Source organism: Acidithrix ferrooxidans (assembly GCF_000949295.1).
Classification (GTDB): domain Bacteria; phylum Actinomycetota; class Acidimicrobiia; order Acidimicrobiales; family Acidimicrobiaceae; genus Acidithrix; species Acidithrix ferrooxidans.
In genome coordinates this window covers 1-10,941 of the sequence record NZ_JXYS01000148.1, presented here as the reverse complement: position 1 = coordinate 10,941, position 10,941 = coordinate 1, and the positions used below count along the sequence as shown (strand labels likewise).

The window sequence follows — 10,941 nt, the reverse complement described above, 5'->3', positions numbered from 1 at the left end:
AAAGCCATATCTCTTTATCCAAGTGGTTCTCCGCTATCTATCTATTGTCCAACGACAAGCGTGGTCTTTCGGCTACTACCCCCTAGCCATTAGAGCCCTTGCTAAATTCGTTCAAGTTTCTTATTCGACTGGCTGGTTGATGCTAAATAAGCTACCTAAGGCAATGGCTGAGCGTAATGGCTGAGCGTAATGGCTGAGCGTAATGGCTGAGCGTAATGGCTGACCGAGATGGTTTATATAAACTTGGAGGAAACGCCTGAGTAGATGAGTTCTTTTTAGGTGGTGAGAGCCATGGCGAAGGCTAAAGAGGAAAGGGAACAAAACAAACCAATGTCCTAATTGGAGTATCGATTAGCAATGGTGCTCCTACTCATTGCTTCATGGAAGTAATCAAAGATACCACTGCTAAATCACCCAAAGATGTTTTTGTGAGACGTTTAGATTCCGACACCAAGCTGATAAGTGATGGTAACCCAAGTTACGGGGTATGTGCTGAAAGACCTTGGACTAGCGCACGGGTTCACTCTATCCAAAGACGAACAAGCACATGTAACATTCAAATGGCTCAAGATCCTAAATTGGGAACTGCAAGAAATTTATCGACGGAACATACCACGGAGATGAGGAACATAAGCAACTTATGCCTCGAGGAATTCGCATACCGATTCAACGCAAGGCACTTTGAAATGTCATTGGTCGAGCGACTTCTCAATACATGTGTGTTTGCGTCTCCACATCCGCTACTCCGCGAATCTGACTCCAAAATGGCTCTTGCTTACGAAACTTGATAAGTATGAAAAAGATTGACAATGACCTAAAGTTCTATTACAATTAGAACTATGCTCATTCGTATCGACACCAATAGCTCAGTTCCTCTCTTCGAACAGATTACTAGCGCCCTTCGAAGGGCCATTGCCGATGGCTCCTTACCAGGGGGAAGCCCACTCCCACCGGCTAGAGAACTTGCAGAAGGCCTCGAAGTCAACATGCATACAGTCCTACGTGCATATCAGATTCTTTGCGCTGAAGATCTAGTAAACATGCGACGTGGACGCGGTGCGTACGTCTCTGATAACCATCCCGATTCTCGGGCACTCATAATTGAACAAGTCCAAGGACTCGTTCTACAGGCCAAAAGACTCGGCTTCAATTCGGATGAGGTAGTTGAGTTGATCAAGGGCGCTATGGCATGAAGCCAGAACAACGAAAGCCTTACATCATTTCCCTAATATTTCTTGCGGCCACAGGTTCTATCATTGTCGCGAAATCACCAAATTATCGCCTCGAGATAGGGTCAGTTATCGTGGTCACCACCTTTACATCGATAATTGTGGGGCAAATTCGTGCTCGAAAATATTTGTCGGCCCCAAAAAAGATCTCGAAGTCGGATGAATCTCAAGAGACCATAGATTTACGACCAGGCGAAAGGGCCATCTATCACAAACGGGTTACAAACCCCCTGCTTTTCGTGTTTAGCCTCGCTCTGCTCGGCATATATTTCTACTCTGGTATCACCCCAATCGAGCTAATCGGGGGTTTGGGATGGCTTTATGTAATCGGTGGCGTTTCGACCATTACGGTTCACATCGATTCCAAGGGTCTCAGGGTCATCGCTTGGCCCCTAAAAAGGCCCCAACGGTATGTTCCAATGGAAGATATAGCAAAGGCAGAGTCAATCAGGATTGGAAGATTTCACATCTACGGCATGTGTTGGCTACCTCGACGACGAGCTTGGGCATTTTTTATCCGTGGAAGAGAGGCACTTGAGGTGCACAAACAAAATGGAGAATCGCTAATTGTCACGATCACGGACTCCAAAGTCGCAGCGGGCCTCCTGAATGACCTTGGATCACAAAGGGACCCACTCTTGGATAATTAAGCATGAGACCAAAATGACAAAAAGGCAAAAACAATTTTGCTAGCTAAATTGCCACACAGCTTTGCATGCTGACTCTACCATGTCGCAACCATGTCGCAACCATGTCGCAACCATGTCGCAGCGCAGAGGTGATTCTCGATCAAGACTCAAGACTCAAGACCATACAACACTCGAACTCGTACATAGCTAGATGCCAAAGATTATTGAGGTTACAAAATCAATTGTGGGCCGTACAAGACTCGAACTTGTGACCCCTTGCGTGTCATGCAAGTGCGCTACCAGCTGCGCCAACGGCCCATATTTTGTTCTATTAAAGATAGTTGGTTATCGCGTCTTTTCGCGCAGAATTAATGCGATTAGTAAATTCGGTATTAGATTGATTACCTCGCAATAGGTCATATCGCCCAGGACTGTAGCCGCATGTCCCGTTGATGAATCCAACAAGATCGCTGCATCTGAGGTTGGGAATCTATCGGCCACACTTATCTTAATCTCGTTCTGCGAGAGATTGAAGTAGATGACGACCTTGTTGGAACTACCGCTCTCGCGCCACAGGCAGACCTCTAGGATGCGAGGATCGATCTCTGGATCACCATCGAATCCACTGGCATCGCTCTCAAGTATGGTGGCCTCTATGGAGTCACAGCAAGATATGTAGTTCTTTCTAATCTTTGATAGGGCGCACACCCACTCGCAAAATGGACTCTGGGCCATCGACCAATTGAATCCAAAGTCCACTCGATCTTGACAATATGCGTTATTATTGCCCTGCTGACTCCTCGAGAGTTCGTCCCCACCAAGCAGCATCGGAACACCTGGAGCTAGCAACAGAGCCGCTATCGCACTTCTCCGCGCAAGATCACGCATCTCTACAATCTCTACCGGCGCATTCAAACCTTCAAAGCCAAAGTTATTTGAAAGATTGTTGTCGGATCCATCTCTGTTTTCTTCACCGTTGCTATTGTTATGTTTGTAATCAAACGAAACAAGATCCATCAAGGTGAAGCCATCATGACAGGTGATAAAGTTTATCCTTCGTGAAAGCGAAAGAGGATCATTACGTCCTTCGACTATCTCCGCAATCTCATTTGGGTCACCCTGACGATTGACAAGAGCTCGCCGCATCCCATCTCGAAAGCGATCATTCCACTCAACAAAAGGCCGAGGAAAAAAGCCACGGCGGTAGCCGTTGTTCCCCAAATCCCAAGGCTCCGCAATAAGTTTGATCTTCGACAGAATCGGGTCGTTTGTCACCGCGGAGAGAACACCCCCCATAGGGGAAAAGGAATAACCATTCTTAGTGTCATTATCGCGTCCTATAGTGGTAGCTAGATCAAACCTAAAACCATCAACCCCATAGGCCCCTACGAAGTGGCGCATCGAATCAATAATCATTCGGTTACAAACCTCAGAGGCAACATTGAGCGTATTTCCGGTTCCTGTTATGTCAATGTGATAGTTGCCCTGTCCTTCCATCAAGTAGTAGTCAGGCGCGCTCAAACCTCGATAAGAGAGGGTGGGGCCAGAGATATCACCTTCTCCGGTGTGGTTGTAGACAACGTCGAGGAGAACCTCTATATCAGCCTGATGGAGCAAATCAACCATCTCAGCAAATTCACTTTTAGCTGTTGCAAAATCGTTACAACTTGCATATCGAGGCTCGGGAACAAAGAAAGAGATTGGTGAATATCCCCAGAAATTTGTCAATCCATTATGAAAAAGTGCCTCAGAGTCAGCAAAGTGAAAGACTGGCAGCAACTCCAGAGTTGTGACACCTAATCTATGAAAATGCTCTATTACACTTGGATGCGATAGACCCAAGTAGGTTCCTCTAAGTGAAGAGGGAACTACCATATTTGAAATGGTCGCACTCTTTACGTGAACCTCGTAGACGGTCGTATCTCGCCATGAATATGAAGAAGCGATATCTTTGGGTCGATCCCTTTGGGCAAAATCTCCATCATCAATCTGCGCAAGAGCAACTCCAGTTATTGAATCGACCGATGACTTCGTAAGATAGTCATACGGAGCGTGGACTCTTGTGACATCGCCAAAGGAGATGTGGCCAGAAAATGACTTTGCATATGGATCAAAAAGGATCTTATTTGAATTATAAAATAGACCATCATTTGGTTGGTATGCCCCCGATGCCCTAAGGCCATAGAGCATCTTGTCCGCTCCCGCGAATACGCCGATCCACCATCCATCGCCAATGGGTCGCAATGCACTAGTTGAAATCAAATGACGACGATCGTCAAATAACTCCAAAGATAACGACTCTGCTCTACCTGCAAAAACCTTAATGGTGTAAGTTCCATCTTGATTTTTGGTCAAACCGGGCAATAGATCTATCGATTCGAAGTCAACGGATTTGATTGGAAATCTCCTTGTAGCATGGCCCCATAGCTGAATAATCGACACGTAAAGACTCGAGGGTAAATCCTCTTTTCGACAATGCTAGCCATATTGCAAGCACTATGGAGTTCATGAGGAGATTCGCCTAAAGGCAGTTCTTCTAAAGAAGATTGAGTAGGACCTCTTCAGCAAGAGAAGATATAACAAAAAAATCAAGATAAAGAGAGGCGGCGAGCGGAATCGAACCGCTGTGCAAGGCTTTGCAGGCCCTTGCCTAAACCACTCGGCCACGCCGCCAGAGCTGTAATTACTGTCTAGAAAAACCTAATAGCCCTCAGGTCTTATTCCGGCTAGTTACTGCGGTATCAGATGTGATTAGAAGATATCACCATCTTGAAACCTTGATCTAAGCTCCAAAACTCCAGATCTCAGCCTCGCGAGAAACCTTCACCCCGACACTGTGGCTCGACACTGAGGCTCGAGAGGTCGATCCAAAAGAGTTATGGGCGAACTTCCGAAGGCAAAAACCACCAACTCAGCCATGTAGCAAAGGCGCATATCAAATTATCCGGCTCATTATTATCTGACTCAACCTCGCACCCTTTTACATCGTAGAAAAATAAGAAAAATCGAACAAATCAGAGCTTGGCAAAGCAAAAAACCAAGCTGCAAGTTAATCTATACCAAGCATGACAAGGGGTCACTCTCCTTGGATCTCCTTATTCTCAATGGAGCTAATTATCCGCCGTGGAGCCAACTATCCCCCGTGGAACTCCTTGCAAGGCGCCAAGGTAACCTATCTTCTACGCCGAAACAAAGACCGTCCTTAGGAATGGATGGTCTTTTTCTCTGGCCATCACTGCTCAAACACCTCGATTGGAGAAATCTATGCCAGGACGCGAAATATCAATTCACGCCTTGATCCAATCAACTTTAATCGCTCCAACTATGCTGTTTCCTATGCCTAAAACGACACACGAAGTGGCTTGGTCACCTGTAGCTAAAGTTCGCAATTACGGGGCAAAAGTTTAAAGCACAAGAGCGACCCGACCCTTAGGTTACCCAAGCATACACCGTGACCAGGTAATTTGTTTAGGGTAATTCAACTTCATCACCATGGGAACAACGGAGCGAAGTTACATATCTAGCGGAGTTACATATCTAAATGAAAGTCGGACAACTTAGAGAGAAGACAATTGCAAAGCCAATCTAGCAATCAAAAAAACGATCCCGACAAAGAGGTCACAGATCACCTCGAGTCATCTGAAGCGACCTCGGATTCTACAGAGATAGACGCCATTGAGAATTCCTCATTTGTTGGGGCAGTAAAAAAGAGTCGCCTCTCAAAATTGCAAAAGAGAATTATTCTCGGGGTACTCCTTGTGATCTTCACCGGTGGTACCTTAGCTGGGATTCCTATTGGAGCAAAACCAAATAGTAACGTGCGAATCACGCTTGCCTATCAATCTATCGCCAAGGCATTTATGCCTCTTGACAAAGAAGGTGTCGTGCCCAAGAATATCTTCTCAGCAAGCGTAGTGCCGCTAGGTGCTTCACTCCTTGGCTTGGCCAACCTAGACATGGGCAATGGCCCCTTCGACCGAGAGATTACCTTTTCGATTCCATTCACCATCTCACAAGCAACTACTTTCGAACAAACCGTCATAGCACACATGGGTTGGCGACTTCTCAGCCGCCAAATCACTCCAACTGGTTCAACTTTCTATCTCCAAAAGTCAGGCACTGACGGAAAGCTTTGGGAAGAAAAGGTAAACATCAAAAAGTCCAATATCATAAGCCTTGGTGCAACCGTCGCAAAAGTTACCATCTCACTTAGGCTCTTAATTGTCTCGTTCCAGTAGGACAAAGACTATTCATGGATGGGAACGTCAACTTAACTACCTTCGAATGAGCAGTTGGTCCAAAAGATAGTCACTTGATCCTATGTCCACTTTCCAATTTCAAAGATCATAATCAAAAAATACCCCAGGAGTAAATTTGAATCGATATGACGTCGCGGTGATCGGTGCGGGCCCGGGGGGATCCATAGCCGCAAGCCTTCTAGCATCGAGTGGCGCAAGGGTGGCATTAATCGACAAGTCCACCTTCCCCAGAGACAAAGCTTGCGGAGATTTGGTTGGACCGCGTGCCCTAGCCCTCTTAGCCGACCTAGGCATTGACCTACCTAGAAACCGAAGGGTCGTCTCAGATATGTTATTGGTTGGACCATCGGGACGACCACTGCGACTACCGGCGGAATCTGGAATTACCTATCCGGGAAGCGGTTGGCTAATCAAACGCCGCATCTTTGATGAGACACTTTATGAAAATGCAATCTCTGGTGGTTCATTGCCAATCAGCGCTAGAGTAAACAAAATCACAAAAGCCGATGGTGGCCGATATCAAATTTACATCGGGGATTCGGCTATCAGCGCAGACTTTGTTATAGGTGCAGATGGTGCAAATTCTTTAGTCGCCAAGGAGATGAACCTCTCAGATGAGGCAAGTGCCCTCTATGGCTTTGCCATTCGAGGATATCTAGAGGCTTCAGTCGACACTCCTGTTATCTCGCTCTTTGACGAAAAGTCGATAGGGGGAGAGTCAAATGTACTCTTCCCGGGCTATGGATGGATCTTCTCTGACTGCGAAGGAATGGCAAATTTCGGAGTTGGCATGGGAGTTCTGGGCGATAAAAAAAACGCATCGATGGCCACTCGAGCCCTACTACCCTATCTCGAGCTCCTTAAACAACAAGGTTGGATAAAGTCATCTAAATTTGAGCCAGCCACCAAGCTAGGCGGCTGGCTCAAGATGGGATACCATGGAATCATCCCAGCCAGAGAAAATGTCCTACTGATAGGCGACGCCGCTGGGCTGGTGAACCCCCTTCAGGGAGAAGGAATCTATGCAGCGATGGATTCAGGCATGCGAGCAGCTAGCGCAATCTCTTCACATCCTGGAAATGCCGCACAAATCTACCGACAAGAGCTAGAGAAAAACCATGCAGTCTATTTGAAATCAGCCGCAGCAATACAGAGGTTGGCGCTAGCTCATCCCAAACTAGCCAAGAATGGAGCAAACCTTCTGACGAGCAAATGGATGCCTTCTACCGTCGGATCAGCTTGGGGGATCTATTGGAACGACCTTATTGAAGGATCTGGCCATATCAAGGGAATCAAACTAGCCAAATCAGTCGCCTTTGGAGTGGAACTCTTAGCAGGGATGACCCAGTAATCAATATCAACGACTCGACAATCAGCTCAATCAATTGAGAACTCCCCCAAAAAACCATGGATGGGGCCCAAATTCAACGACAATCAAAAAGGGTGTGGTGCTTTTCGATCTGTACCTTAAAAGGGTATCAATATTTGATCAAAATTCACTAATCATGTAAGCGGGTAAGCATTCAAGCCATCAATCGATAGTTGATTATGTTTGGCCTGATATTCGAGAAGCTTCGAATCGCCTTTACGATTCAACCACCCATCTAGATCCGACCTCTCTTGTAACTCACTTGCCACAGGTACGCCAAAACCGCAAGAGTTGTTGAGCCGTTGGATCTCTACCACAATGACTCCGCGAACGCCTTTGTGTGGAGGGAAATGGGCGATCAGCTCTTCAAAATCGGGGGTCTGTGGTCGCACAACTCGACCACGGCCGTGAATTCGCAAAATATTAGGGTCGCGCCCAAACGAACACCACATTAGCGTAATCCGCCCATTTTCACTTAGGTGCGCCGCTGTTTCTGCTCCCGATCCGGTCAGATCTAGATACGCGACGTGATGATCATCCAAGATCCTAAAGGTATCCGATATCCCTTTAGGGGAAAGATTGATATGTCCATTGGGATCCAGCGGAGCGCTCGCCACAAAAAAGACGCTCGATCCCTCAATCATCGATCTTTCAAAGTCGCCAATCTCTGTTGCATTAGCCATAACTACCATGTTAGCGATTAAAACAAATCTTCAATTTGATATCGAACCTGAGAAAATGCCCCAACGGCCAAAGCAAAAACTACCAAATGGAAATAGAATCAATTTAAAATTAGTTGACTATGCAAGTAAAACCTTTACAGAAACCAAGCAGAACGGAAAGAAATGTCAAAGCCAAAAATTGTCGCCCTATCGGGATCTGCAGCCCAAAAAAGTTACAACAGCGCACTTTTGAGAGCGATAGGCTCGCTCCTACCAGAAACGGTCGAATTCGAGCTCTTCGAAGATATCAAAGCATTGCCCTTTTACAGCCCCGACCTCGACAACCAGAACGCTCCAGAAGTTGCATTGAGATTTCGCCAAACGATCAAAGAGGCAGACGCAATTATAATCGCAAGTCCAGAGTACAACTACTCATTCACGGGCCAAATCAAAAATGCATTGGATTGGGCATCGCGACCTTATGGCAAGCACGTCTTGATTGCAAAGCCGGTGGTTCTTGCTAGTGCTTCCACTGGCATCTTAGGTGGAGTAAGAGGTCAGCTTCACCTTCGAGAAGTTCTCCATGCAACGGGCTCGCTCGTTCTGTCACGTCCAGAGATCTTTGTCACATCGGCCGCACAAAAGTTCAACTCCAACTTAGAACTCACCGATGAATCGACTTGGACCATGCTCGAGCAGGCCGTTGAGGCACTAATAGTACATGCAGATCTTAAGGTCGAAGATAGTGCGGCTTAGTACTAATAAGGTACGGGGCGCCTTTGTGGCTTCCAAGCTCCATTAGGAAAGTGCATGCTATATGAATGCACTCATATAGCATGCACTTGGTCAAAACTTGTTCTTCGAGACAATCATCGCTCTCGAAGAACAAGTGCATCTATGTCTGTCATTGCATCTCTATGAAGTAGATAGTTAGTTCGAGCCAATCTAGCAAAAAGCTGGATGGAGATCCTAAAGATAACGCTTTCTTGGATATAAATTATCTGGAGACATGATCCGGTCTAAAAAAACCATACCATTCAAGTGATCCACTTCATGCTGTATGGCCTGAGCTTCAAAGCCATCGGTTTCAATTTCAAAGATCTCCCCATTACAATTTTGAGCCCGAAGCGTAACGTTAGAAAAACGTTCAATTGCCCCGGTAAAATCAGCGACACTCATGCAACCTTCGCGCACTTTGATAGGCTTCGACTTTGCAGTTATCACCGGATTGATTGCCACGATCAGGCCGTTATAACTACGAGTTTTCTTGTGTCCCGCCACGTCGGCCACAAAGATCGCCAGGGGAACTCCTATTTGAACTGCAGCTAGACCTACACAACCCGGAGACACAACCATCGTATCGCACATATCGCCGACCAACTTCGCAAGCTCTTCGTCAAAAAAATTAACTTCCAAAGCTTGACGAGAAAGTACTGGATGCGGAACGCTTACGACCTCTCTAATAGCCATGAAATCCCGACTTTGACAATTAAAAAACCCAAAACCTTCCTTAGATGGTGTCTGGCTCGATAAGTTCCGCACTCAAGTGCACAGTGAGCCTCAAAGCGACTTCGATCAAATCAGCCCGAATTCTCTCAAAACTTACAGAGGAATCGAGATCAACAAGAATAATCATCACGTAATTGGAAGATGGAAATGGAGTCGTCGAATGAGTCTTCAGTTCAACGATGTTAGCTTTATAGTTGAACAAGACTTCAGAAATTCCTGCAACGATTCCCGGACGATCACCGCCAATGACTCTAATGGCGACCCGGGATACGTCCTTGAGGTCAATCCAATCCTTAATCTCGATCTGATTTACAAAAAGTGCTAAGCCTAAATCAGCTAGATTCTCATTGAGCTCTTTATTCAACTGATCCGAATTGGAAAGACCTTCAACTTCAAATGAAAGCATTATCGCAAATTGGCCCTCCAAATCCGTCATCGTAGAGTCGGTAAGGTTTGCGCCCAACCGAGCCAACTCCTTTGTCAACCGATATACAATTCCTGGCCTATCAGAGCCGAACGCAGTTAGAATAAAGCGATTCACGCTAATAAAGGATAGTTGTATAAGGGAAATACCCAACGAGCTACCCCTAACTATCACATTGCGGGGGGGGGTTATATGCAAAACAATCTAGAAACACGTACACATTCGGAGATCCCGTCCGAAGAGGGTTTGATTCGTAACGTTGACGGGGCGATCTCACATGCTGGTCTGAGTGCTGAGAATGGTTTTGTAAGCTCGGTGCAGCGGGTAAAGATAGACGTCCTTCACCGGTAGTGCTTTGGCATGGGTGCGGTCTAGCTTGCCGCGACCTTGGGTCTTGCCGACTTGGATCCAATTGGCTGCTCGGTAGCTGGTACCAGCAAAGCGACCAGTCTCGACAAAGGTCTCGACGAGCACCGGGGCATAGCCATAGGCGACCTGCCAGTCATCACGCAGGCGTCGGGTAACTTTGGCGAGGATCTTGGAGGCGAGGTTGGGAACCTGGATATAAGGCAGGATGAGAAAGCGCGCGTTGCCCACCACGAGGTGCAGCCGGGAACGACGAGTCTTGTCGTCCCAGCCGATATGGGTGTCACGAGGAGCGCACTTCCAGGCCGACGCACCAAAGGGAGAGTGCAGACACAAAGCCACAGTCGGCTTCTACCAGATATCGCAGTTGTGCACCAGCGAGAGGCACGTATCCGAGGTAGTGGTAGCTCGCGATGGTTTGGTTCCAGATCGCAGAGGCTTTCTTGGTCTTGAACCAGGTGTATGCGGAGATCTCCGATCTGAGACAGTGTGCT

Annotated in this window: 10 protein-coding genes, 2 tRNA genes and 3 pseudogenes; 7 read left to right on the top strand and 8 right to left on the bottom strand. The window is 46.9% G+C overall.

From position 1 onward, the window contains the following. From AXFE_RS20930 to AXFE_RS17675, 4 genes and pseudogenes are all read left to right on the top strand, one after another. Positions 1 to 184 (top strand): annotated as a pseudogene (locus tag AXFE_RS20930) (hypothetical protein); the annotation flags it as partial. Positions 185 to 317: 133 nt separating this feature from the next. Beyond that, positions 318 to 788, top strand: a pseudogene (locus AXFE_RS20925) (transposase); the annotation flags it as partial. A 51-nt stretch (positions 789 to 839) separates the two neighbouring features. Continuing rightward, positions 840 to 1,193: a GntR family transcriptional regulator gene (locus AXFE_RS17680; protein ID WP_052607213.1), complete on the top strand. Its 354-nt coding sequence runs from the start codon at positions 840 to 842 to the stop codon at positions 1,191 to 1,193. Then, on the top strand, positions 1,190 to 1,879 hold the full coding sequence (locus AXFE_RS17675; protein WP_052607212.1) for a hypothetical protein: 690 nt from the start codon (positions 1,190 to 1,192) through the stop codon (positions 1,877 to 1,879). Before AXFE_RS17680 ends, AXFE_RS17675 begins: the two co-directional genes overlap by 4 nt. A 224-nt stretch (positions 1,880 to 2,103) precedes the next feature. On the opposite strand, the gene AXFE_RS17670 is transcribed toward AXFE_RS17675, so the two are convergent. The 3 genes from AXFE_RS17670 to AXFE_RS17660 form a co-directional block, all read right to left on the bottom strand. Continuing rightward, a tRNA-Val gene (locus tag AXFE_RS17670) sits at positions 2,104 to 2,176 on the bottom strand. Between the two features lie 27 nt (positions 2,177 to 2,203). Beyond that, complete coding sequence (locus tag AXFE_RS17665) at positions 2,204 to 4,300, bottom strand: glycogen debranching protein (protein ID WP_052607211.1); 2,097 nt, start codon at positions 4,298 to 4,300, stop codon at positions 2,204 to 2,206. Between the two features lie 159 nt (positions 4,301 to 4,459). Continuing rightward, positions 4,460 to 4,531 (bottom strand) — tRNA-Cys (locus AXFE_RS17660). 899 nt (positions 4,532 to 5,430) lie between these two features. Between AXFE_RS17660 and AXFE_RS17655 the strand changes: the two genes are divergently transcribed. Continuing rightward, a complete protein-coding gene (locus AXFE_RS17655) occupies positions 5,431 to 6,096 on the top strand; it encodes a hypothetical protein (protein ID WP_052607210.1) in 666 nt (221 codons plus the stop codon). Positions 6,097 to 6,232: 136 nt separating this feature from the next. Next, positions 6,233 to 7,468 carry a geranylgeranyl reductase family protein gene (locus tag AXFE_RS17650; RefSeq protein ID WP_052607209.1) on the top strand — a complete coding sequence of 412 codons (1,236 nt, stop codon included), beginning with the start codon at positions 6,233 to 6,235 and terminating at the stop codon, positions 7,466 to 7,468. 152 nt (positions 7,469 to 7,620) lie between these two features. Here the strand turns inward: AXFE_RS17650 and AXFE_RS17645 are convergent, their stop codons facing one another. Then, positions 7,621 to 8,169: a pyridoxamine 5'-phosphate oxidase family protein gene (locus AXFE_RS17645; RefSeq protein ID WP_052607214.1), complete on the bottom strand. Its 549-nt coding sequence runs from the start codon at positions 8,167 to 8,169 to the stop codon at positions 7,621 to 7,623. A 162-nt stretch (positions 8,170 to 8,331) separates the two neighbouring features. Here AXFE_RS17645 and AXFE_RS17640 point away from each other — a divergent pair, with 162 nt between their 5' ends. Further along, positions 8,332 to 8,904: an NADPH-dependent FMN reductase gene (locus AXFE_RS17640; protein ID WP_052607208.1), complete on the top strand. Its 573-nt coding sequence runs from the start codon at positions 8,332 to 8,334 to the stop codon at positions 8,902 to 8,904. Between the two features lie 213 nt (positions 8,905 to 9,117). Here AXFE_RS17640 and def read toward each other — a convergent pair whose 3' ends face one another. The 4 genes and pseudogenes from def to AXFE_RS20610 form a co-directional block, all read right to left on the bottom strand. Next, positions 9,118 to 9,618, bottom strand: a complete 501-nt coding sequence (gene def / locus AXFE_RS17635) for a peptide deformylase (protein ID WP_052607207.1) — start codon at positions 9,616 to 9,618, stop codon at positions 9,118 to 9,120. 40 nt (positions 9,619 to 9,658) lie between these two features. Then, positions 9,659 to 10,198 carry a glycine cleavage system protein R gene (locus AXFE_RS17630; protein ID WP_235347921.1) on the bottom strand — a complete coding sequence of 180 codons (540 nt, stop codon included), beginning with the start codon at positions 10,196 to 10,198 and terminating at the stop codon, positions 9,659 to 9,661. Between the two features lie 156 nt (positions 10,199 to 10,354). Next, positions 10,355 to 10,789 carry a Druantia anti-phage system protein DruA gene (locus AXFE_RS18830; RefSeq protein ID WP_200891362.1) on the bottom strand — a complete coding sequence of 145 codons (435 nt, stop codon included), beginning with the start codon at positions 10,787 to 10,789 and terminating at the stop codon, positions 10,355 to 10,357. Continuing rightward, positions 10,731 to 10,941, bottom strand: a pseudogene (locus AXFE_RS20610) (Druantia anti-phage system protein DruA); the annotation flags it as partial. The pseudogene AXFE_RS20610 and the gene AXFE_RS18830, both read right to left, overlap by 59 nt.